The organism is Oscillatoria sp. HE19RPO (assembly GCF_024220515.1).
Taxonomy (GTDB): Bacteria; Cyanobacteriota; Cyanobacteriia; order Cyanobacteriales; family Laspinemataceae; genus Laspinema.
The window spans coordinates 1-24,583 of sequence record NZ_JAMXOT010000206.1 but is presented as its reverse complement, the minus strand read 5'-3'; the positions used below and the strand labels follow the sequence as shown (position 1 = coordinate 24,583).

Genomic DNA, 24,583 nt, shown 5'->3' with positions numbered 1-24,583 from the left:
CCCATGTTTCAATCCCGTTGCCGGGATTCATTGTAATGAAAGTTGCAGCTAACAACGCTCCCCACTCAGGGGATTTTTGTTTCAATCCCGTTGCCGGGATTCATTGTAATGAAAGTCGCGTTTCCCTGGCATCCCCATCCACGACGACATCAGAACCGTTTCAATCCCGTTGCCGGGATTCATTGTAATGAAAGCTTTAAGATTGGAAAACCAGCTTGCCCGATCGCCTGCCAAGTTTCAATCCCGTTGCCGGGATTCATTGTAATGAAAGGTCTCGGGATAGCGGGTTGTCGTGGCTTAACATGGCTGTTTCAATCCCGTTGCCGGGATTCATTGTAATGAAAGCTCGGTCAGGGGCGGTCCCCACTCGCCGACGGGCATGGATGTTTCAATCCCGTTGCCGGGATTCATTGTAATGAAAGACAGCCAAATCCTCGATCGCCGCCAACGTCCCGGCCTGTTTCAATCCCGTTGCCGGGATTCATTGTAATGAAAGGTGGGATTCCCAAATCTGAACCCCATACCCATTCGATTTGTTTCAATCCCGTTGCCGGGATTCATTGTAATGAAAGCATCGCTCCCCTGGCGAACCGTGATGGTATCCCCATGTTTCAATCCCGTTGCCGGGATTCATTGTAATGAAAGGTTAACCCGTGCTGGGTCTAATTCGTAGAATTGTTTCAATCCCGTTGCCGGGATTCATTGTAATGAAAGTTTTGTCGGAGATAAACCGGCTGCCCGCCTTTCTCGTTTCAATCCCGTTGCCGGGATTCATTGTAATGAAAGTTTAACTTCTTCCATCTCCACTTCCATTGAATCAAGTTTCAATCCCGTTGCCGGGATTCATTGTAATGAAAGCTTGGGACTAATAAACCAAACAAACGAACCTATTGTTTCAATCCCGTTGCCGGGATTCATTGTAATGAAAGCCCTAGGTGTACACAGTGTGTAATCGATATGTATTCAAGTTTCAATCCCGTTGCCGGGATTCATTGTAATGAAAGTTGGTGAGTGCCTGCGATGATTACTTAATTGGCGTTTCAATCCCGTTGCCGGGATTCATTGTAATGAAAGCTTTTTCAGGAAATTGGCCGAAAAAGGCTTTTTTGAGTTTCAATCCCGTTGCCGGGATTCATTGTAATGAAAGCGTGGCGATGCCATCCTCTGATTCCAGGCAAGCAGTTTCAATCCCGTTGCCGGGATTCATTGTAATGAAAGTTCCTCCGGCAAGGAGTTCCCCGCACCAAAAACGTTTCAATCCCGTTGCCGGGATTCATTGTAATGAAAGCTGGTTGGGAGGATTCATTCTCCCAGCCCCAATCCCCGTTTCAATCCCGTTGCCGGGATTCATTGTAATGAAAGTTGGCCCACAACTCATCGGGGCGAACTCTACATTGTTTCAATCCCGTTGCCGGGATTCATTGTAATGAAAGTCGTCGGACCTCGCCGGTCTTGGTAGAATTTAGCCTGTTTCAATCCCGTTGCCGGGATTCATTGTAATGAAAGCCGAGGGACTGCCTAGGGTCTGGGGTGGCGAATAATTGTTTCAATCCCGTTGCCGGGATTCATTGTAATGAAAGCGAATTTAGCCCTCAAATACTGTCCTATTTATCAGTGTTTCAATCCCGTTGCCGGGATTCATTGTAATGAAAGTTCTTATAGGTTCATTATGGCACAAGCACAAGCATTCGTTTCAATCCCGTTGCCGGGATTCATTGTAATGAAAGGCGATCGCCTTTGGGATGGCGATCGATTTAACGCCAGTTTCAATCCCGTTGCCGGGATTCATTGTAATGAAAGTCGCAATTTCTGGGTGAAGAAACTCTCAGAGTTGGTTTCAATCCCGTTGCCGGGATTCATTGTAATGAAAGTTTTCTGGGTTCGGGGTTGCAGTCATCGGTCTTTGTTTCAATCCCGTTGCCGGGATTCATTGTAATGAAAGAGTTGGTTAATGTATTCATCAACCGGACCTACGCGGTGTTTCAATCCCGTTGCCGGGATTCATTGTAATGAAAGGAACCGATCGCCCCCGACAAGCCCGAAGAGGCTGCCAGTTTCAATCCCGTTGCCGGGATTCATTGTAATGAAAGCGCGAGATACCAATACCCCGTCCCGTATCGTGATGTTTCAATCCCGTTGCCGGGATTCATTGTAATGAAAGAGGATGCGTTGCGAATGGCGAACCACTCCCGGATATTGTTTCAATCCCGTTGCCGGGATTCATTGTAATGAAAGCCTCATCCTGTTGCCGTTGAAAGCCGTTGCTTATGGTTTCAATCCCGTTGCCGGGATTCATTGTAATGAAAGCAGGAGAAGAAACTTGAGCAGATATATGGGGAGGACAAGTTTCAATCCCGTTGCCGGGATTCATTGTAATGAAAGTGTAGAATTTAGAGGATCGCCACTCATTGTCCGTCGTTTCAATCCCGTTGCCGGGATTCATTGTAATGAAAGAGGACATTTGATTGATTGGGGATGAGTAATTTTGGGCGTTTCAATCCCGTTGCCGGGATTCATTGTAATGAAAGCGCCGCCGATACTGTTCCTCCCATCAACTGAGCGAGCTCGTTTCAATCCCGTTGCCGGGATTCATTGTAATGAAAGCGGCCCTGGCAGAAATCATTGACTTTGCTCTTTTTGAAGTTTCAATCCCGTTGCCGGGATTCATTGTAATGAAAGTGGGATATAAAAATGAGCGATGAAGTCAAGCCTGTTTCAATCCCGTTGCCGGGATTCATTGTAATGAAAGCCTCTATGGGCACGGAGCAGATGGAGAGCCGATGTATTGTTTCAATCCCGTTGCCGGGATTCATTGTAATGAAAGACCGATCGCCCAAAGATAGAGTCCAAGGGGACTTGGTGGCGGGTTTTGGCGGGAGGGTTTGGAAACCTCCGTTTCAGGAGTTGGCCCCTGAGTGACCGCCGGACTCTGAATCGTTGAAACTATTTATTTGTCAAGGTTCTGGCGTTTTGGCGGGACCCCCGGGGAAATCGACCCCGCTTCGTCCTGCCAAATTTTGGCATGAATTTAGTCTACCACAGGAGGCGGAAAATTGTTCCACTTTATTTTAACCCAGGGGAGAGCCATTCTCTAGGGACCTGGGATATCGTCGTAGTTACTCGCCGCTTTTCTGAGGATAGTGGCGATTTCTTTCACAATCCAAGGGGGGTCGATGACTCGGGCATTGGACCCATACCTCAAAATTCGCTGGCGGAACCAAAAGGGACAATCCTCTTTGGTCTCAATTTCCACATATTTCTGCTTCAGATTCCGTTCGATGACTTGTTCATGAATCCGGCGGGGTTCATAGTTGGCGAGGGGGCCCGTCATGCGATAGCGAATGGTCAGGGTGGGAAAGGAGGAGTGGACCCATGCCTGTGCCGAGGGGGGTCCGACGGATTTAATCCGGTCAATCCGAAACAGGCAATTTCGATAGACCAGTTCAGGACGCAGGTGGCGATGATATTGTTCTAAGTCCGGGACAAAGGCGAACAGGTAGAGGGTCCCGTCATGGAGGCGGAGTTCGCAACGGTCCAAATCCATTGTTAGGTCTTGTTTTTGGCTATCGATATAGCGCAGGGTAAAGCGGTACTGCTGGGCGCATCGGTCCTGGAGTTCTTCCAGCAAACGTCGGCATTGCGGTGCACTGTAGTTGGTGGGGGGCGAAAAATCGACTTGGATATCCGGGGGAGAGTCCGTTTCTCCGAGGTGACTGAGGCGGACCAGTTGTTGTGCTTCCGTGGCAAAGTTCATTTCCGTCAGAAAATGCGCTGCCAGATAAAGGGTTTGGCGTTGGGAGGCGGACAAGATAATGGGAAAGCTGGATTCCACGAGGGTATAGGGCCGGTGGGGTGCGCAGTCGATCGCAAATCCGCAGTCTCGCAAATCCGCAATCGTCCGACTGAGTTTCTGTCCCACATCGTCAATCTTTTTATCGGTTCTCTCGAAAAACTCCGCCACTAAGGTAATCAAATCTTCTCGCTTCCACGACTGTTCAGTCAGTCGTTCCAAAATATATAAACTAAGGGCGAGAGAACTATAACGAGATGGCATCATGTTCAGATTTGCGGGTAAACGTGGTTTTTAGCAAGGCTCAGTGTGATTCATGAGGGTTCGTCAATCGGGTATAGTAGCCCCCTTGTCAGGATTTACCTCTATTTGGAGACCGAACCGAACCCACTCGGTGTAGCTTGGGTAGGCAGGCTTTGTCCCTATAGTCTCCCCCTTGAGGGTGCGAGTTTTTGCGCCCAGATGTGGGCCTGGTTTGCCGGAGTTTGGGTAAATTTTTCTCTAATTTACAACAAATTTGAGAAGTTGTCATTATTTGATAATAACTTGGCTGGGAAAGGTATTAAGGTAGATACTATAGCAAAAGACCCGCACCCTCAAGGGTGGGGCTATACAAACAAAGCCCGCCTGCGCGGGCTAACCCAGAAAACTGAGTTTTTTATACCCGAACTTGGTGTTACATAAGACCGAAGGCGATTCAAACCGCTGCTGATGCACTCATTTATTCCTAAACCCTGATGAAACTTAATCTCAAACCCCTATACTCTCAACTCAATCCTGGAGTGGGTCACTGTCCCCTGAACTGTCAGGACCGCTGCCTAGTCCAAGAACGCGCCCCTACCCTGAAGCCGCCTCCGGGCTATACTTGTCCCCTGTCTTCCCATCAGGCTGAAACCTATCAGGCGGTGGTGGAGGGGGATGCGGATATTATCTTTAACAAAAGTGCTACGGGGGATGGCAAAACCCTGAGTGGGGCGTTGCCGAGTCTGCTGGATGAGCGGTTTCGACTGATGGCTTTGTATCCAACGATTGAGTTGGTGGAGGACCAAACCCAGCAGCAGCGAGGATATCATCAATTATTTGGCCTAGATGCGGACTCGCGAATCGATCGCCTGTTTGGGGAAGAACTGAATCGGCGGGTTCAGGATGAATCTAGCAATAAGTTCCAAGAGTTGCTGATGGCGATTTATCACAAGCCTATTCTGCTGACGAATCCGGATATCTTCCATTTTATCACACACTACCGCTATCGCCAATCGGCTTTTGACCCGAGTTTATTACCCCTGGCGTTGGCGGAATGGCCGGACTTGTGGATGTTTGATGAATTTCACATTTTCGGACCCCATCAAGAGGCGGCAGCGTTGAATAGTTTGACCTTGATTCGGCGCACTCAGCAAGACAAGCGTCCCCGGCGGTTTTTGTTTACTTCGGCGACTCCTAAACCGGATTTTATCGCCCAATTACAGCAAGCTGAGTTTAAAGTGCGGGAAATTTCCGGTCGTTATACCAGTGAGGAAACCCCGGGATATCGGCAGATTCTCCAGCCGATCGCCTTGGAATTTGTGGAGTTGGGGGAGGGGGATGCAGTGCAATGGTTGGTGGAGTCAGCGGATCAGTTGCGGATCGCACTTCCCCCAGGAGGACGGGGATTAATTATCCTCAACTCCATTGCAGGGGTGAATCGGGTGGTCCCGAAGTTAGCCGACGCGCTGCCTGAAGTGCGAGTTCGGGAAATCAGTGGACGGATCGATCGCAAGCAGCGATCGCAAATTCAAGGTGAGTTAAAAGATTCCCCGGATCCGGTGCTGATTGTCGCAACTTCGGCGGTGGATGTGGGGGTGGATTTTAGAATTCACTTGTTGATTTGTGAGGGGAGTGATGCAGCAACGGTGGTGCAGCGGTTAGGACGGTTGGGACGACATCCGGGATTTGCGGACTATCGGGCGTTTGTGTTGGTATCCCGGCGCACGCCTTGGGTGCTCCCCCGATTACAGCAGGCGATCGCTGGTGAGGAAACCCTGGATCGCACCCAGTTCCATGAGGCGATCGCTGAGGCATTTGAACCCCCGAAAGCGTTTGAGGAGTACCGTCAGCACTGGGGTCCCCTGCAAGCGCAAGGGATGATGGTGACGATGAGTCAGGAAAATGCTCAGGTTAGTCAATCGATTCGCGATCGCATGACAGAAGACCTGAATCGCGTCTATCCCAATCGCCTAGAATCCGCTCGTCGTCAATGGTTTGCCATGATGGGAAATCCAGTCGGAAAAGCCACCCAAGAGGAACTGTTACGGTTTCGCGGGGGAACGGCACTTCAAGCAGCAGTGTGGGATGACGGTCGGTTTTATACTTATGATTTGCTGCGGTTGTTGCCTTATGCCAAGGTGGAACTCTGCGATCGCGAGACCTTTCTCACTGCTGCCACTGCTGCCGGTTATGGTACGGAATCCTTTCCCGAGGCTTATATCCAGGTCTATTTACGAGTGCAGGAGTGGGTGGAAAAGCGAATTTCCCTCACTTTATCCACCAGTCGAGATACCGATGAGTTGTCCGCCGGTGAACTCTGCTTGCTCGATCGCCTGATGACAGTCGGACATCCCCAAGAACAGGTGAAACGCTGTCTCCAGCGGCGCAAGTTCCTGGCATTCCTGGTTCCGGTTCTCAGTCAACCCAGTAGTCATTGGCAAGTAAGATCTAAGTTACAATTACCCCCCACTTTTGGATTATATCGGCTCACGGATGCAGGAGGTCAAACTTATGCTTGTGCCTTTAACCAAGATGCGCTGTTATTGGAGGCATCGAAATGGAAGTTAAAACAGTTTTGCCGCAGTCAACCCAAATCTTTGATATTTTAAACCCTGCTCATACTAAATGCAGGTATCAAAAGCAACAAACCGTGGGAGGTCAAACCCTGTAGGGGCGCTTCGAGAAGCGCCCGGGCGATTCGCGAATCGCCCCTACAGGGGAGGGATAAATTCCCCGCCGGGTGGTGCTTTAAAAAAAACCGATTCCAAATCACTTATTCACCCCAATAATCATGGCAAGCTTACTGCAAAACGCAATTAAAATCACCCTAGACCCCGATACCGACCCGATTTTAACCCAGTATATTGACCTCATTCTCCCGGCAGTCGAGCGCGAATTTAGTTCAATTTCAGCATTAGGCGGGGATTATGAAACCCACTATCAGCAGTTAAAACAACGGGGGGATAACCATGCCGCAGAAAAAGCTCAACGCTGGAGCGATCGCCCGGACCAAAATTTATGTGTCCATGTCCTCAATGCCTTATTAATTGCCTGGAATTTGGCGGAAAATTATCTGAGTTCGCCCTTATCCGACGAAGAAAAACGCCTGTTATGTTTGGGAATTACCCTCCATGATTATAACAAATATTGTCACGGTCAGGGGGAAGAAGCTCCCAAAGCCTACGAAGTTCCCGAAATTTTATCCCTCTGTCAAGAGATGGGACAACGATTAAATTTTCAGGCATTTTGGCCGGAGTGGGAATCCTATCTATCAGATATCGGATTTCTGGCGCAAAATACCCAATTTAAAGTAGGAACCAATCCCTATCCGAGCAATTGGCCTAAATTTGCGATCGCTCACTCGGGGCGATTGACTTGTCCCCTGCGTCACTTACTGGCATTTGCTGATATTGCCGTGCATTTAAAAGATGCGGCAGATATTAAAAAAGACCCGGAAAATATTAATCCAGAAAAAGGGGGGAAACGACTTCGAGAGCATTTAAGGGACCTAAACATTAAAAAAACTTTAGTCTATCATCACCTCCGAGATACCATCGGCATTCTCACCAATGGCATTCACAATGCCACCCTAAATTTTGCCGCAGAACAGGACTGGCAGCCGTTAATATTTTTTGCCCGAGGGGTGGTTTATTTGGCTCCTTTGAAATCGGAACCGCCCAATCGAGAGGCATTGCAAGAGTTTGTTTGGCAGCAAATTTCTCAAGTCCTTAGCCAGAAAATGTTAGAAGGGGATATTGGCTTCAAACGGGATGGGAAAGGGTTAAAAGTTGCCCCTCAAACTTCAGAATTGTTTACCCCAGAGGATTTGATTTGCCAACTTCCTCCAGTGATTGAGGTGCGGGTGAATAATCCCAACAATTTGGCAACGCCGAAGCGGTTGGATAAGCTGGTGGTGGAGAAGAAGTTGACCCCAGAGGAACGAGAGTACCTGGCTGGGGGGGAGGATTTAAGGAGCGATCGCCTTGCGGAGTTCCTGATAGTTGTCCAACGGGAATTTTTAGCGGATTGTCCCGATTATGTAGCCTGGATTTTGGAGGCATTAAATTTAAAAGATTGCTTGACTTTAGAACAAATTCAGATTACAATCGGAGGGGTTAATTATGGATGGTATCGAGCCGCAGCGCATTACTTTTGTCAGCATGGAACCCTGGATGGGGAACAAACCCTGGAACTGTTAACGGATTTAGCCAATCGGTTGGCAACTTGGGCGACGGAGAATCAATTGTTGCCGCAGTACCGCAGTCCTACTCGGGAAATATTCAACCAATATTTAGAGCGGTATTTAGATATTGCCGGATGGGAAACTATTGTTCCGCCCTTTGAGGCAGAATTAGCCACCTATTCTTTTGCCAAAACCCGCAAGGGGAAACAACCGATTTGCTCCCTCAGTTCCGGAGAATTTGCCTCGGAGGACCAAATGGATTCGGTGGTGTTATTTAAACCCCAGCAATATAGCAATAAAAATGCTTTGGGAGGGGGACAAATTAAGCGAGGAATTTCTAAGATTTGGTCTTTGGAAATGCTGCTGCGGCAAGCATTGTGGTCCGTGCGTTCCGGAAAGTTAGAAGAACAACAGCCAGTTTTTCTGTACATTTTCCCCGCTTATGTTTATGCACCGCAAATTATCCGCGCCATTCGGGGGTTGATGGTGGAACTCCAGTCTATAAGTTTGTGGAAAATCCGTGAACATTGGCTCAAATGCGGCATGAATGTCAACAAATTATCAGAGTTAGACTGGTTATCCGAGGAACGAGACATGGGGGAACAGGCGCGGCAAGTTTATGATACCAAAGACTTGCCTTTTATGGCGACAACCCACACCACCACCCTAGGAAAAACCGTCACGGATGCTTGGGTTTACCCGGCATTTCTAGCGCTGGTTTTGCCGAAATTGCTGGGGGTGCGGGTGGTGGCAACCAGTAGCAATGTGCCGTTATATAGTAGCGATCGCGAGTTTGTCGGTTCGGCAGTGTTAGATGGTGCAGCAGGATTTTGGTCCTTGCTACAATGTCCCCCTTCGGTTCGCACGGAACAACTCGATCGCATCCTGACGCGCCTGTTGATTGTCTACAGTTTGCACTTAGACAATCGCAGCAATCCCCCCGATGCGCGCTGGGGAGCGCTCAATGGTACGGTGAGAGATGTGATGACGGATGTTCTGAATATCTTTGCGATCGCCCAAGAAGGATTGCGATCGCACAAACGAGACTACCCCTCCTCGGAAGAAGTGGCACGCTATTGGCAATTTGCTCAAATTTGGTCCCAACTGGATAAAACTATGGTAGAAAAACTCAATCTCATCACCCAATTGGTGCAGCAATATCGAACTTTTTATCAGGTGAATATCACCGACTCCAGTCATGCGATTTTACTGCCTATTTCTAAAGCATTGGAGACTATTTTATCCGTCCCCACCCAAGTGGATCAAGAGGATTTGATTCTACAAGGGGCGGGATTGCTCAAAGATGCGATCGACCGGCAACCGGCTTATACCCGCCCCTTATTGATGGACAAATCCCTAGATATCGCCACTCGTCAGCAACAAGAATTAGAAGCAATTTATCAGTTTATGGAAACCTGTGTCCGCGATTTATTTGGCACTCTCTACCGAGGCGATCGGGCTTTGCTCCAAGAAAACCGCAATCGAATTAAATCTGGTGCAGAATTCGCCTATCGCTGGTTAGCCTTACAGGAGAAAAATCAGAAATAATTGGACTCAAAAACCCGTTCGTAGTGACTCCTTCACCGAGTCATCTTCCTCCCATCTCTCAAAGGGTAACTACAATTCTTCATAGTTACTCCTTTCTGTCCAAGCAATTCATTCAATTATCCACCCAAAATCATGACTCAATTAGAAACCATTCAATCTTCTTTTTCCAAGCACTTTCCTCGGTTAGCGGGGGGTCGATATGTGCAGTTTCTGATGCTGCGCCATAGCCAATCTTTTCCCGTATTCCAAACCGATGGCGTGTTGAATACCGCACGAACTCAAGCCGGAATCAAGTCCCCAGAGATGATGAGTCGGTTGGTCCTGTTTAAACGGAAACAAACCACCCCAGAACGATTGACAGGACGAGAATTGTTGCGCTCCCTTGGCATTACCAGTGGCGAAATCGATGCGCCCAACTACTGTGAATACAATGGGGAAAAATCCTGCAAAAAATGTCCAGATTGCATCCTCTATGGATTTGCGATCGGGGATAGTGGTTCTGAGCGTTCCAAAGTGTATTCCGATTCTGCTTTTTCCTTAAGTGCCTACGAGCAATCCCATCGCAGTTTCACCTTTAATGCTCCCTTTGAAGGCGGAACCATGAGCGAAGGCGGTAAAATGAGAAGCGCCATTAATGAACTGGATCATGTTATTCCCGAAGTCACCTTTCCCACCGTAGAAACCTTGCGAGATAGCACCTATGAAGGGTTTCTCTATGTCTTGGGAAATTTAATCCGAACTCGCCGCTATGGCGCACAAGAATCCCGCACCGGCACGGTCAAAAATCATCTGTTAGGTATTGTTATTTCCGATGGAGAAATTTTCAGCAACCTGCATTTTACCCAAGCGCTTTATGATGCATTAAACGGGGATACAACAGCAGCGATCGCAGATATCAAAGCCCAAGCAACCACCGTCATTCATACCTTACTCGCCGAGGAACCCGTGCGAATTTATCAAACCCTTACCGGAGAACCCTTAAAAACCCTCCTGGATGAAGTCTTAGCCATCTATCAAAATGAGGCAGCTTTAACCCCCATCATTTCTACCTTAGCCACCCAAACCCAAACCTACTCCGAAACCTACGGCGCAGAATCGAATAAGAAGAAAAAACGATGACCTGAAATTAATCCTCAAAGGGGTGCGTCATACCGTTAAATCTTGACAGATTTCTGGTCAATTTAAGCATTTTAATCGCTCAAATCTATCACCCCTAAATCTTAACCCTGACGCACCCTTTCCCGGGATTTCTTTTTCTATCCTCTTTGAAATACTTAACCTCATGGTTTTATACTATTGTCGCCTCAAACTGCATGATAACGTCTTCTTTGCCACCCGAGAAATGGGAATTCTCTATGAAACCGAGAAATACCTCCATAATTGGGCGCTTACCTACGCCATCTTTTCCGGGTCCTATCTTCCCCATCCCTATCACAGCCAACCCGCCCAACAACCGGGTTATTTAGACCCCAAAAATGAGCAAAATTTATTTTTCTTAAATCCCGAAAAAATTTACGTCTTTCCCGCCTTACCCCTGCGCTGCTTTTATCAAGTCAACACCTTCAAAGCCGCCCAAACCACCTATTATGGCAAATCCAAACAATTTGGAGAAAAAGGAGCTAATCGCAACTATCCGATTAACTACGGACGCGCCAAAGAATTAGCCGTTGGCAGTGAATATGCCACCTACTTATTCGCCCCCCGAAAACTCTATATTCCCCAGTGGATTCGCTTGGGAAAATGGATGGCAAAAGTCCATTTAACTAAATATCCTATTCCCAAAACAGCCATGCAAGCCCAAACCGGAGAGTATGCTTGTCCCCACCCCCTCAATCCCCTAGATTTACCCTCCCAACAGCAAATGATGCTGTACAATCGGATTGTTATGCCCCCAGTTAGTTTAATCACTGAATCTCAATTAGTCGGAGAATATTGGGAACTTTCAGGAGAAGATTGGGAGAGCTTTCGAGCCAATTTGCCCGAACTTCCTAAAAAAGTTTGCTTACCTCGGGGGATTATTTATGGAGCCGGAGTAGCTGCTGATGTCAGATAATTTAGATGGATTATATTCTCTTGTAGTCGAACTCAGAGCCATAGAATCAGGAAACCCTCCCGCTACCTTGGGAAGGGCGCTTCATGCCCTAGTTTTAAACTGGTTAAATCTCGCCAATCCGGAACTTGCCACCGCCACTCATGACTTAGCCGTTTCCCCCTTTAGCATCTCCGGATTAATCGGCAATCGTCGCCCCAATGAAGTCAAAGGAGGGGATTGTTTTCATCTAAAAATCGGCGTTTTAGATAGCCAACTGATTCACCCCTTGCTCACCGGATTAACCCAATGGGCGATGCAACCGATTATCCTGGCTAAATTCCCATTTTTGATGACAAGAACCTACATGATTCATGAAAGTCATCCCCTCGCCAATGTCTCCTCCTACTTTAAGTTAGTCGAAGCAGCAGGCAATCAATCTCTCATCGAGTTAACCTTCCTTTCCCCCACCAGCTTCAAGCAAAAACAAGAGATTCAAACCTTTCCCTTACCGGAATTAGTCTTTGGAAATTTGCAACGCCGCTGGAACAATTTTGCCCCAGAATCTTTGCATTTCCCCGAGATAGAGTGGCAGGGTTTAGTATCCGCCTATGAATTAAAAACTCATGCCTTAAAGTTAGAAGGCGGTGCAGAAATTGGCGCACAAGGCTGGATTCGGTATCGGTTTCCGGACCCAGAGCAAGCCAAAATTGCTAGAATTTTAGCTGAATTTGCCTTTTATGCCGGAGTGGGTCGAAAAACGACAATGGGCATGGGACAAACTCAGTTTAATTCTAGCACAAAACCTAAACCGATTAAGCGATAAAATTCCTCATGAATTAGTGAGTTTACTCGTGACATTGCTCTGCCGTGTCACGAGGGTCAAACAACCAATGACAAAGGACCAATGACCAATGACCAATAACTATTTACCCCTAGCTTACCTGAATGCCTGGGAATATTGTCCCCGGCGGTTTTATTGGGAATATGTTCTCGGCGAAATGATGGATAATGAACATATTCTCATCGGACGGCATTTGCATCGAAATATCAATGAAGAAAAAATCACTCGGGAAGGAGAGAAGGTGATTTATCGGCAACAATGGGTATGGAGCGATCGCCTGGAAGTGAAAGGCATTATTGATGCGGTGGAAGAAACCGAGGGACGGCTGGTTCCCCTGGAATATAAAAAAGGCAAAATGTCCCAACATCTGAATGACCATTTCCAACTCTGTGCCGCTGCTTTATGCTTAGAAGAAAAGCTCGATCGCCCCATCCCATTCGGAGAGATTTTTTATCATGCTAACCGTCGCCGTCAACGGGTGGAATTCACTCCCGAACTGCGAAAGGCAACCGAACAGGCGATCGCCCAAGCCCAGGCAGCCGTTGATGCCCCCATGCCTCCTCCTCTGCAACAAGCCAAAAAATGTCGAGACTGTAGCCTCTTTAACCTTTGTTTACCCAAAGAAGTCAAACAGTTAGCTCAATCCAACCGTTTGTAGTAACCCCTTCAGGGGTTGCATCAAGATGACTCGGTGAAGGAGTCACCACTAACAGTTGAGAATTTTTTTTAGAGTTCCCTGACAGCAATTCTTGGGAAACTCACTCTCGTTCATGCTTTTTATTCATTCTAGGAGCAACTATGTCTGTTTTATATATCACACAACCCAATGCCATTTTGAGCAAAAAATACGAAGCGTTTAAAGTCGCCGTCACCCAAGAAGATGGTTCGGTCAATAAACAATCCATCCCCGCCCAAACCCTGGAACAAATTGTGCTAATGGGGAATCCCAGCGTGACGGGAGAAGCGTTATGTTATGCCTTAGAATTGGGATTGCCGGTGCATTATTTGTCCATATTTGGTAAACATTTAGGGTCTGCCTTACCGGGCTATTCCCGAAATGGACAACTGCGGTTAGCCCAATATGCCGTTCATCAGGACCCAGAACGACGGTTAGCCCTCGTTAAGGCGATCGTCACTGGGAAAATTCAGAATCAATACCATGTATTGTATCGCCACGGGCAAAAAGATAATCCCCTCAAACAACGCAAAGGATTAGTCGCCGAACAACAGACCCTCGACCAAACCCGAGGGATAGAAGGATTAGCAGCGCGGGAATATTTTGAGCGATGGACACAGATGTTACCGGAACCGTTCTCACTTCCGGGACGTCATCGCCGACCCCCGACGGATCCGGTGAATGCCTTACTCAGCTTCAGTTATGGACTGCTGCGAGTTCAAGTCACTGCCGCAGTTCACATAGCCGGATTAGACCCCTATATTGGCTATCTCCATGAAACCACCCGAGGGCAACCGGCGATCGTTCTGGATTTGATGGAAGAAATGCGGCCTTTGATTGCGGATAACGTCGTCCTTTCAGTGCTCAGTCACAAGGAAATTCAACCGGGGGATTTTACGGAAAGTTTGGGAGCATATCGCCTAGAAGATAATGCCCGCAAGACTTTTCTGCAAGCCTTTGAACGCAAACTCAACTCAGAATTCACCCATCCGGTGTTTGAGTATCGCTGCACCTACCGACGGGCGATCGAACTCCAAGCGCGACTCCTGGCGCGTCATCTCCAGGAAGGCATCCCCTACAAACCGTTAATTGTGAGATAAACCCGGGCTGTTGTCCAGGGTCTCTGGTCATTGGCAATCAGAGCCTGGACTTCCCTCCCCTGCTACTTTTCATCAACCCCATGAAACCCTTTCTATACTTAGTCGTCTATGACCTTCCCTCCACGAAAGCGGGGAATAAACGACGGCAACGATTGCATGATTTATTATCGGGCTATGGGAACTGGAAACAATTCAGCTTATTTGAATGTTTCCTGAGTACCAAACAATTTGTCACCCTCCAGCATAAAATAGAAGAACTCATCAAACCCGCAGAGGACTCCCTGTGCATCTACATTTTGGACGCCACCGGGATCCAACGCACCATCGTCTATGGCACCACCCCCCCTAGACATGAAGAGACAACTATCCTATAATTAAGAGATAAAATTTTTGGCAGGTCAAAGCGGGGTCGATTTCCCCGGGGCTCCCGCCAAAACGCCAGAACCTCGACAATTCAATAGTTTCAACGATTTAGAGTCCGGCGGTCACCCAGGGGCCAACCCCTGAAACGGAGGTTTCCAAACCCTCCCGCCAAAATCCGCCACCAAATCCCCTGGGACTCTACCTTTGGGCGATCGCTTTCATTACAATGAATCCCGGCAACGGGATTGAAACATCGGCAGTGGAACGACGAGTTGCTGATCCGGGACTTTCATTACAATGAATCCCGGCAACGGGATTGAAACACAATCTCCAGAATGCTTCTATCAGCAGTTCGACTTTCATTACAATGAATCCCGGCAACGGGATTGAAACAAGCTTCAATCCCAGATTGCATGGCAAAAAGGCTTTCATTACAATGAATCCCGGCAACGGGATTGAAACCGACTAAGACAACCTGCCCATTATCCGAGACATCTATCTTTCATTACAATGAATCCCGGCAACGGGATTGAAACACGACAAAATATCTGCAAAACCTCCATCCCCGGTTCCTTTCATTACAATGAATCCCGGCAACGGGATTGAAACTTCCAGTCATCCTTCACGGCTATTTCACACCATCGGCTTTCATTACAATGAATCCCGGCAACGGGATTGAAACGACCAATATCTTGAATTATTGCTTCAACCTACCATCCACTTTCATTACAATGAATCCCGGCAACGGGATTGAAACTTTGCTTGGGTCAAAATCATAATCAATGTCAAAATCTTTCATTACAATGAATCCCGGCAACGGGATTGAAACAATCTCTCCCAGTTCCTCAATGATTTGGCGGCACTTTCATTACAATGAATCCCGGCAACGGGATTGAAACAGAAAGCACCGTGGTGATGGATTGGAGCGCTTAAGACTTTCATTACAATGAATCCCGGCAACGGGATTGAAACTCGGCGTGGGGGGCAACTCCTCCAGTTTGCTCCCCGGCTTTCATTACAATGAATCCCGGCAACGGGATTGAAACTTTCCAATATAGAATCTTACCTCAAAAACAAGGGGTACTTTCATTACAATGAATCCCGGCAACGGGATTGAAACAAAATGCCAGCCCGGATACAGCGCGGCGAATCATCACTTTCATTACAATGAATCCCGGCAACGGGATTGAAACCATTATGCTCCCGGACAACAGAACGCAACATTTCAGCTTTCATTACAATGAATCCCGGCAACGGGATTGAAACATTGCCCTAGACGTGCTACGATAATTAGAGGGGTCTAAACTTTCATTACAATGAATCCCGGCAACGGGATTGAAACAGCTGAGAGGGGATGAAGGTTTGCAGGATTATCTTTCATTACAATGAATCCCGGCAACGGGATTGAAACAATTTGGGGCTGATTATTGTTCTGGGAACAGGCTCTTCTTTCATTACAATGAATCCCGGCAACGGGATTGAAACGGGCCTTCGGTATCGCACTCCTGCTTCTTCCAGCTTTCATTACAATGAATCCCGGCAACGGGATTGAAACGAGCGCTTTCCCGGGCATCAGTTCAGGCGGCGAAATACTTTCATTACAATGAATCCCGGCAACGGGATTGAAACATGCCATTAAATGCGGCATGATAGGCTTTTTCAGCTTTCATTACAATGAATCCCGGCAACGGGATTGAAACACTAACTGGCTAGAAAAGCACGAATCGCTGAAGAACTTTCATTACAATGAATCCCGGCAACGGGATTGAAACCGAGTCGATACTCCCCTTGAATGAGCGATCGCGCCTTTCATTACAATGAATCCCGGCAACGGGATTGAAACGCAGGCTTTGGGAATTGGCCTATAATGAGCAACTCTTTCATTACAATGAATCCCGGCAACGGGATTGAAACATTCTTCCAACTTGCTTCGGAGGTCTTGAGGAATTGCTTTCATTACAATGAATCCCGGCAACGGGATTGAAACGTTCAAGAAGATTTTCAGGTCATTTACTGAGCAGCTTTCATTACAATGAATCCCGGCAACGGGATTGAAACCGAGGCTAAACCCTCTCTCTACAAGGATTTCAGCTTTCATTACAATGAATCCCGGCAACGGGATTGAAACGCTAGAGAAGATGACCCTGGAGGAGATTTTTCTGGCTCTTTCATTACAATGAATCCCGGCAACGGGATTGAAACATCGCCGTTAATGCCCCAAGAAAAATGATAAATCCAGCCTTTCATTACAATGAATCCCGGCAACGGGATTGAAACTTTTGTCGAGTTCCAGGTCAATTGGATCGACTGGCGCGGCTTTCATTACAATGAATCCCGGCAACGGGATTGAAACGAGGCTATCGCATTCAACAAATCGGTCTCAGTAACTTTCATTACAATGAATCCCGGCAACGGGATTGAAACGAGAAAGCGGGGCAAGCTATCTCAGGAGCGATCGCCTCTTTCATTACAATGAATCCCGGCAACGGGATTGAAACAATTACATTGGTCAAGAAGAGTCAGAAGTTCGTAGACTTTCATTACAATGAATCCCGGCAACGGGATTGAAACACGGGTCTTGCCTGGTTTGAAGACCACTGGGAATACTTTCATTACAATGAATCCCGGCAACGGGATTGAAACTATTTATTCCCATGCGAATCCGAAACCCCAGGCTTTCATTACAATGAATCCCGGCAACGGGATTGAAACTCAAGCAGCAGATTGGGTGAAGGGCAACCTAAGAACTCGATCTTTCATTACAATGAATCCCGGCAACGGGATTGAAACTTTGGCGGATTCAAGGGCTTGCAGATAATCTTTCCATCTTTCATTACAATGAATCCCGGCAACGGGATTGAAACATCAGCTAAAGCAACTAAAGAGGACCCCATGAAAAACTTTCATTACAATGAATCCCGGCAACGGGATTGAAACCTTTAGATTCCTCAGCCTTAACAGACTCCTTTTTGATACTTTCATTACAATGAATCCCGGCAACGGGATTGAAACAACAGTTGTCCCCGCATGGAGGCTGAGGCCCTGGGCTTTCATTACAATGAATCCCGGCAACGGGATTGAAACAACAGTTGTCCCCGCATGGAGGCTGAGGCCCTGGGGCTTTCATTACAATGAATCCCGGCAACGGGATTGAAACGGTTCTTAGGTTTTTTGCCTGAAAAAGCGCCTCAAACTTTCATTACAATGAATCCCGGCAACGGGATTGAAACTCCTCTCCAACCTGCCAAACTTGGCAGGTTTGTACTTTCATTACAATGAATCCCGGCAACGGGATTGAAACCATCTAGCTTCCGCCGATGGAGAAAAGAGCTAAGACTTTCATTACAATGAATCCCGGCAACGGGATTGAAACGCGCAACGTTCCCGATGTGCCACACCTAATCAAGGTTGCTTTCATTACAATGAATCCCGGCAACGGGATTGAAACTCAAAATCTGAAGCGGAAGAACTTCTCAAGGAGCAACTGGACTTTCATTACAATGAATCCCGGCAACGGGATTGAAACCCAGGCGATAAATTTTACCCAAGGCTTCATCCAACTTTCATTACAATGAATCCCGGCAACGGGATTGAAACGCGCTTAATCACCTGCTTTGCCATCAGGGGAGACCTTTCATTACAATGAATCCCGGCAACGGGATTGAAACTTGATATATCCAGAGTCCCGTAATCCAATGATTTGGACTTTCATTACAATGAATCCCGGCAACGGGATTGAAACTTTTGCGGAAAAGGGATTAAGGCCAGTCGGTCAGCTTTCATTACAATGAATCCCGGCAACGGGATTGAAACGCACGATCGCCTCCACAGACCCGGATAAATTATTCGCTTTCATTACAATGAATCCCGGCAACGGGATTGAAACTCGTCCTTTACGGTGTCCCTCGGGAGAACCTAGACCTTTCATTACAATGAATCCCGGCAACGGGATTGAAACCGTTAATTTGGTAGACCGGCAGACAGGTCTTTAAAACTTTCATTACAATGAATCCCGGCAACGGGATTGAAACGGAAAGTTGGGCTGACCTTTGTTGAGCAAGATCGCTTTCATTACAATGAATCCCGGCAACGGGATTGAAACAAATAGCTTGCTTGATGGCGACCCGAGCATCTTCTTTACTTTCATTACAATGAATCCCGGCAACGGGATTGAAACAGCTAGAATTTTCATAGTTACTGACCAAGGTAACGCTTTCATTACAATGAATCCCGGCAACGGGATTGAAACCTTGCCCTTGGAAATCAGCAGCGGTCCGCAGGGGCTTTCATTACAATGAATCCCGGCAACGGGATTGAAACACGAATTCAGACCCGCCGACTCCAACCTCGGCAAGCTTTCATTACAATGAATCCCGGCAACGGGATTGAAACGCTGCCTGTTTAGGTCCTTTGCAAATAATCATGGCAGCTTTCATTACAATGAATCCCGGCAACGGGATTGAAACGGCGAATTTGGCTAAGTCAATGCTTTCTAAATCGAACTTTCATTACAATGAATCCCGGCAACGGGATTGAAACTGGAAAGCAGCCTGGATGGGTGGCTGTGAGGAGCTTTCATTACAATGAATCCCGGCAACGGGATTGAAACAGGTTAGTTGTTCGCAGTAGAGGCAAGAATCGATTACTTTCATTACAATGAATCCCGGCAACGGGATTGAAACTCAGAAATTGTTCGTAGTTCCTTGACGAACGTTGCTTTCATTACAATGAATCCCGGCAACGGGATTGAAACTGAACATGATTCGTTTGATTGAACTCTACTCTTTTATTACTTTCATTACAATGAATCCCGGCAACGGGATTGAAACGTTACTGTTTGGGGGACTGTTCCAAGCATCTTAGCTTTCATTACAATGAATCCCGGCAACGGGATTGAAACAAAAAGCTAATTCCATCCAAGGAAATCCAAAGGATCTTTCATTACAATGAATCCCGGCAACGGGATTGAAACAACCCTATTTGAGCTTTTAGTCTATCCAATTCAATATCCTTTCATTACAATGAATCCCGGCAACGGGATTGAAACGATATAACAGCAAGGAGCATGTCACAAAAATATCTTTCATTACAATGAATCCCGGCAACGGGATTGAAACCGTCAAGGACAGTATCTATCCTAAACAAATCGTAGCTTTCATTACAATGAATCCCGGCAACGGGATTGAAACCGTTTCTGTAATAGTGCTTTGCATAATTTATTAAACTTTCATTACAATGAATCCCGGCAACGGGATTGAAACCTATCTCCAATTTTGCACCGGCGCTGGCATCCCCCTTGTCTTTCATTACAATGAATCCCGGCAACGGGATTGAAACTTGCTCCATCAAGGGTTATCGCCTGACCATCCCCGACTTTCATTACAATGAATCCCGGCAACGGGATTGAAACATAACGATATTTCCGTTATAGCAGCCAAAACGAACTTTCATTACAATGAATCCCGGCAACGGGATTGAAACCGGCAGCAACCCAGGTTGCTTCTAGTGCTACTGCGGCCTTTCATTACAATGAATCCCGGCAACGGGATTGAAACTTGATTCTGTAACCGTCTCTGTCATCCTCTTGATCTTTCATTACAATGAATCCCGGCAACGGGATTGAAACTACGCTCACCCCGACACCGGCACGGAAACGTCTACTTTCATTACAATGAATCCCGGCAACGGGATTGAAACGGACAATCGAGATATTTCGGCCCGCCTACAGAATGCTTTCATTACAATGAATCCCGGCAACGGGATTGAAACCTCCAGATCCGACCACTCAATCCAGGCGATCGCGCCCACTTTCATTACAATGAATCCCGGCAACGGGATTGAAACCGTCCACGCACTTTACCTCAAAGCCATCATGAAAGACTTTCATTACAATGAATCCCGGCAACGGGATTGAAACTAACTTAGACGCGGATTCAGAATACACTGATTGCGACTTTCATTACAATGAATCCCGGCAACGGGATTGAAACACGAGAACAACATCTTTGGGCAATTCCCCACTCTCAGCTTTCATTACAATGAATCCCGGCAACGGGATTGAAACAAAAAATTTACTTGAATCAATCAGGCCGGTGGAGGCCTTTCATTACAATGAATCCCGGCAACGGGATTGAAACTTGCAGCCGATCGCCATCATCTTGTCCACTGTACCTCTTGCCCTCTCCTAAATCCCAACAACCGGATAAAGACTTGCGATCGCAGCCCGTCAGGGGCGTCAATCAAAACGGTAATTCCCCCCAGAATATATTGAGTGAGAGATTTAGAATAAGTTGATTTTGTCGCTCAAGACATTGAGGGATAACTTTTGGATGTAGACCAGGCTTTTCTCTTCGGGTGGGTTGGGGCTATATCTGGGGGAGAAATCTGGTAAAGTGAATTGACCCTAATACCAGGCAACTACCAGATGAACATTCGGATTGGCAATGGTTATGACATCCACCAACTCGTGAGCGATCGCCCATTAATTCTCGGGGGCGTCCGGATTCCCCATGAATTGGGATTACTCGGTCATAGCGATGCGGATGTGCTGACTCATGCGATTATGGATGCCATGCTTGGGGCCTTGAGTTTAGGGGATATTGGACTGTACTTTCCCCCCAGTGACCCCCAATGGGCGGGTGCAGATAGTTTAAAATTATTAGAGCAAGTTCATCAACTGATTCGAGAACGGGGATGGGAAGTGGGGAATATTGATTCCGTCGTCGTCGCCGAACGCCCCAAATTAAAACCCCATATTTCCGCCATGCGCGATCGCCTTGCTCAAGTCTTGAACATCGAAGGCGATCGCATCGGAATTAAGGCCACCACCAATGAAAAACTAGGCCCCGTCGGACGAGAAGAAGGCATCGCCGCCTATGCCGTCACCTTATTAGTCACGCAACCCTAAACCAATCGTTACAATAAACATAACCCCAAATTCCTAACCTACCTCGGAGGAAAGCGTCTCAATGATGGTTAAAAAATATTGGCAACAGGGAGTGGCGATCGCCCTGAGCGTTTTAGTCGGGATTTCTTTATCTTCCTGCAATCCGGCCCAATTTAAAACCTCCGCCGCCCAAACCCCCTTAGTATTAAGTATTCTCAGCGACCCCAAAACCTTTAACTACGCCCTCAGTGAAGAATCCCCCAATATTTTCGGCTATACTTACGAAGGGTTAGTCACTGAAAATCCCCTCACTGGAGAAGTCGAACCCATCCTGGCCGAATCCTGGGAAATTTCCCCCAATGGATTGCAAATTATCTTTACCTTAAGAGAAAATTTACGATGGTCTGATGGTCAACCTTTGACCGTTGATGATGTTGTTTTTACCTATAACGACATTTATTTTAATGACAAAATTCCCAGCAGTACCGCTGATGTGCTGCGGATTGGCGAAAGTCGCGCCTTTCCCACCGTGCGAAAACTGGACGATCGCCGGGTAGAATTTACCGTCGTCGAACCCTTTGCCCCCTTCCTGAGAGCCGCCGGATTAGCCATTCTGCCCGCCCATGCCCTGCGGGAATCCGTAGAAACCTTAGATAGCGAAGGAAATCCCGTCTTTCTATCCACTTGGGGCATTAATACTCCCCCAGAGGAAATTATTGTTAATGGTCCTTACAAACTCGCCAGTTATCGACCCAGTGAACGAGTTTTCTTTGAAAAAAACCCCTATTACTGGCGCAATCCTCAGCCTTATATTGACCGAATTGCTTGGGAAGTAATCGAATCTCAAGATACCGGAGTCGTCCAATTCTTATCGGGAATTTTGGATAGTATTTCCGTCAGACCCGAAGATTTTTCTTTACTGAAAAAGCAAGAGGAACGAAATAACTTTAAAATTTTATATGAACTAGAACCGGCTCCAGGAATCACTTTTATGACCTTTAACTTGAATAAAGGTCGGTTTGAGGATAGCAATCGTCCCGTGGTGGACCCGATTAAGTCCCGCTGGTTTAATTCCGTGAAATTCCGACAGGCGATCGCCTATGCAACGGACCGGGAAACCATGATTGAGAATACCTTCCAAGGTCTGGGCCGCCCCATCAACTCTCATATTTCCGTCCAAAGTCCTTACTATCTTTCTCCAGAAGACGGCTTAAAAGTTTACGACTACAACGTAGAAAAAGCCCGCCAACTGTTACAAGAAGACGGATTTACTTATAACAACGAAGGCCAACTCTTAGACTCCGAAGGGAACCGAGTGCGCTTTACCTTAATTACCAATGCGGGTAATAAAATTCGCGAAGCAATGGGTGCTCAAATCAAACAAAACTTGAGCCAAATCGGCATCCAAGTCGATTTCCAACCCCTCGCTTGGAACGCCGTGATTACCAAATTATCCGATTCTCTGGATTGGGAAGCCCTAATTATTGGATTTGGCGGCGGAACCGAACCCCATTGGTCCTCTAATTTATGGTTACCGGACGGGCGACTCCATATGTTCAATCAACCGCGCCAAGTCGGACAAACGCCGTTAGTCGGGCGAGAAATTGCCGATTGGGAACAACGCCTGGGCGATTTGTATATTCAAGCTTCCCAGGAAATTGATGAAACCAAACGCCGAGAACTCTATGCCGAAACCCAACGGATTACCCAAGAATATTTACCCGTGATTCAGTTAGTCAATCAACTCTCTATGACCGCAGTTCGGGATCGAGTGAAAGGGGTGGAGTATTCTAGCCTAGGGGGAGCGTTTTGGAATATTTATGAATTGCAACTGGAGGAATAGTTGTCTGGTAAAATGGCAATTTCTAGGGCAAACCCGGTTGATAAAAGTCGGTTTTCTCTTTTAGCCTGCGTAGGCAGGCTTCGTCTGTATAGCCCCACCCTTTAGGGTGCGGGTTTTTACTCAATGGCACCGCACGATTAACACCCACCCATGAATCCCGAAACGCTCCAATCCCTATTAGAAGCCGTGGCAGCCGGTAAAATGAGTCCATCAACTGCTGTCGAAGAGTTAAAATATCTCGGATTTGAGCCCGTGGGGGATTTTGCCCGAATCGATCGCCATCGGGCGTTGCGAACCGGCTTTCCAGAAACCATCTGGGGTCCAGGGAAAACGCCGGAACAAATCGCCGATATTATACTTTCCATGCGGGAACATCATCCAGTGGTGATGGCAACCCGGATTACGACCGAGGTATTTGCCGAGATTGAGGACCGGGTACATGGGTTGTATTATTATCCCACAGCGCGAATCTGTTCGACTGCGATCGCCTCCGCAACTGCAAAATATCCGGGCAAAATCGGCATCCTTTGCGCCGGTACAGCGGACCTCCCCGTCGCCGAAGAAGCGGCGATCGTCGCAGAACTCTCCGGGTTTGAAGTCAAACGGTATTGGGATGTCGGCGTTGCCGGAATTCATCGCTTACTTGCCAGTTGGCGGGCGATCGCTGAGGCAGATGTCCTCATCGTCGTTGCTGGGATGGAAGGCGCATTACCCAGCGTCGTCGCCGGTTTAGCCAATGCACCCACCATCGCCGTTCCCACCAGTATCGGCTATGGAGCTAGTTTTAATGGATTAGCGCCCTTGTTAACCATGCTCAATTCTTGTGCTGCTGGAGTCGGGGTGGTTAATATAGACAATGGCTATGGTGCCGCTATTTTAGCCGGACAAATCTTGCGAACCGCGCAACGAGTAACGGAAAAAGACTCTCCTTCAGACTAGGGACAAGAAACCGGGTTTTTGCGTTAACTTCATGCAACTTAGCAGAAACCTGGGAAAAAAACCCGGTTTCTAACCTTTGCACGGGGGACAAGAAACCGGGTTTTTGCGTTAACTTCATGCAACTTAGCAGAAACCTGGG

General features: G+C 47.4%; 12 protein-coding genes and 2 CRISPR repeat arrays (1 of these 14 cut by a window edge). Of the genes, 11 read left to right on the top strand and 1 reads right to left on the bottom strand.

The features are described from left to right. Positions 1-2,824: direct repeats of the CRISPR family, unit length 37 nt; unit sequence GTTTCAATCCCGTTGCCGGGATTCATTGTAATGAAAG (it extends 5,842 nt beyond the left edge of the window). A gap of 267 nt (positions 2,825-3,091) precedes the next feature. Continuing rightward, positions 3,092-4,057, bottom strand: coding sequence for a YafY family protein (locus NG833_RS18935; RefSeq protein WP_254566833.1), 966 nt, complete (start codon positions 4,055-4,057; stop codon positions 3,092-3,094). A gap of 470 nt (positions 4,058-4,527) precedes the next feature. On the opposite strand from NG833_RS18935, the gene cas3 reads away from it, so the two are divergent. The 11 genes from cas3 to larB all read left to right on the top strand — a co-directional run bounded on the left by cas3 (position 4,528) and on the right by larB (position 24,444). Beyond that, positions 4,528-6,642, top strand: a complete 2,115-nt coding sequence (cas3, locus tag NG833_RS18930; protein ID WP_254566832.1) for a type I-D CRISPR-associated helicase Cas3' — start codon at positions 4,528-4,530, stop codon at positions 6,640-6,642. A gap of 182 nt (positions 6,643-6,824) precedes the next feature. Then, the gene (gene cas10d / locus NG833_RS18925) at positions 6,825-9,764 is read left to right on the top strand and encodes a type I-D CRISPR-associated protein Cas10d/Csc3 (RefSeq protein ID WP_254566831.1); all 2,940 of its coding nucleotides are present in this window, start codon (positions 6,825-6,827) and stop codon (positions 9,762-9,764) included. Between the two features lie 132 nt (positions 9,765-9,896). Beyond that, complete coding sequence (gene cas7d / locus NG833_RS18920) at positions 9,897-10,883, top strand: type I-D CRISPR-associated protein Cas7/Csc2 (RefSeq protein ID WP_254566830.1); 987 nt, start codon at positions 9,897-9,899, stop codon at positions 10,881-10,883. Positions 10,884-11,046: 163 nt separating this feature from the next. After that, the gene (gene cas5d, locus NG833_RS18915; protein WP_254566829.1) at positions 11,047-11,817 is read left to right on the top strand and encodes a type I-D CRISPR-associated protein Cas5/Csc1; all 771 of its coding nucleotides are present in this window, start codon (positions 11,047-11,049) and stop codon (positions 11,815-11,817) included. After that, positions 11,807-12,619, top strand: a complete 813-nt coding sequence (gene cas6 / locus NG833_RS18910; RefSeq protein WP_254566828.1) for a CRISPR-associated endoribonuclease Cas6 — start codon at positions 11,807-11,809, stop codon at positions 12,617-12,619. Before cas5d ends, cas6 begins: the two co-directional genes overlap by 11 nt. 88 nt (positions 12,620-12,707) lie before the next feature. Further along, on the top strand, positions 12,708-13,295 hold the full coding sequence (gene cas4 / locus NG833_RS18905) for a CRISPR-associated protein Cas4 (RefSeq protein ID WP_254566827.1): 588 nt from the start codon (positions 12,708-12,710) through the stop codon (positions 13,293-13,295). A gap of 140 nt (positions 13,296-13,435) precedes the next feature. Beyond that, the gene (gene cas1d / locus NG833_RS18900; RefSeq protein ID WP_254566826.1) at positions 13,436-14,413 is read left to right on the top strand and encodes a type I-D CRISPR-associated endonuclease Cas1d; all 978 of its coding nucleotides are present in this window, start codon (positions 13,436-13,438) and stop codon (positions 14,411-14,413) included. Between the two features lie 80 nt (positions 14,414-14,493). Beyond that, positions 14,494-14,787 (top strand): CRISPR-associated endonuclease Cas2, encoded by a 294-nt coding sequence (cas2, locus tag NG833_RS18895; RefSeq protein WP_254566825.1) that lies wholly within the window; start codon positions 14,494-14,496, stop codon positions 14,785-14,787. A gap of 204 nt (positions 14,788-14,991) precedes the next feature. Then, positions 14,992-20,913: direct repeats of the CRISPR family, unit length 37 nt; unit sequence CTTTCATTACAATGAATCCCGGCAACGGGATTGAAAC. 287 nt (positions 20,914-21,200) lie between these two features. Further along, entirely contained in the window at positions 21,201-21,683 is a 483-nt protein-coding gene (ispF, locus tag NG833_RS18890; RefSeq protein WP_254566824.1) for a 2-C-methyl-D-erythritol 2,4-cyclodiphosphate synthase, read from the top strand. Positions 21,684-21,744: 61 nt separating this feature from the next. Beyond that, positions 21,745-23,505, top strand: a complete 1,761-nt coding sequence (locus NG833_RS18885; protein WP_254566823.1) for an ABC transporter substrate-binding protein — start codon at positions 21,745-21,747, stop codon at positions 23,503-23,505. A gap of 150 nt (positions 23,506-23,655) precedes the next feature. Further along, positions 23,656-24,444 carry a nickel pincer cofactor biosynthesis protein LarB gene (gene larB / locus NG833_RS18880; RefSeq protein WP_254566822.1) on the top strand — a complete coding sequence of 263 codons (789 nt, stop codon included), beginning with the start codon at positions 23,656-23,658 and terminating at the stop codon, positions 24,442-24,444. The last annotated feature ends 139 nt before the right edge of the window (positions 24,445-24,583 follow it).

Bases quoted from the DNA above. Each gene is read 5' to 3' on its own strand.
- cas4 (WP_254566827.1), top strand. From the start codon at position 12,708: ATGACCAATAACTATTTACCCCTAGCTTACCTGAATGCCTGGGAATAT.
- cas1d (WP_254566826.1), top strand. From the start codon at position 13,436: ATGTCTGTTTTATATATCACACAACCCAATGCCATTTTGAGCAAAAAA.
- cas10d (WP_254566831.1), top strand. From the start codon at position 6,825: ATGGCAAGCTTACTGCAAAACGCAATTAAAATCACCCTAGACCCCGAT.
- ispF (WP_254566824.1), top strand. From the start codon at position 21,201: ATGAACATTCGGATTGGCAATGGTTATGACATCCACCAACTCGTGAGC.
- cas7d (WP_254566830.1), top strand. From the start codon at position 9,897: ATGACTCAATTAGAAACCATTCAATCTTCTTTTTCCAAGCACTTTCCT.
- cas5d (WP_254566829.1), top strand. From the start codon at position 11,047: ATGGTTTTATACTATTGTCGCCTCAAACTGCATGATAACGTCTTCTTT.
- NG833_RS18885 (WP_254566823.1), top strand. From the start codon at position 21,745: ATGATGGTTAAAAAATATTGGCAACAGGGAGTGGCGATCGCCCTGAGC.
- cas6 (WP_254566828.1), top strand. From the start codon at position 11,807: ATGTCAGATAATTTAGATGGATTATATTCTCTTGTAGTCGAACTCAGA.
- NG833_RS18935 (WP_254566833.1), bottom strand. From the start codon at position 4,057: ATGATGCCATCTCGTTATAGTTCTCTCGCCCTTAGTTTATATATTTTG.
- larB (WP_254566822.1), top strand. From the start codon at position 23,656: ATGAATCCCGAAACGCTCCAATCCCTATTAGAAGCCGTGGCAGCCGGT.
- cas3 (WP_254566832.1), top strand. From the start codon at position 4,528: ATGAAACTTAATCTCAAACCCCTATACTCTCAACTCAATCCTGGAGTG.
- cas2 (WP_254566825.1), top strand. From the start codon at position 14,494: ATGAAACCCTTTCTATACTTAGTCGTCTATGACCTTCCCTCCACGAAA.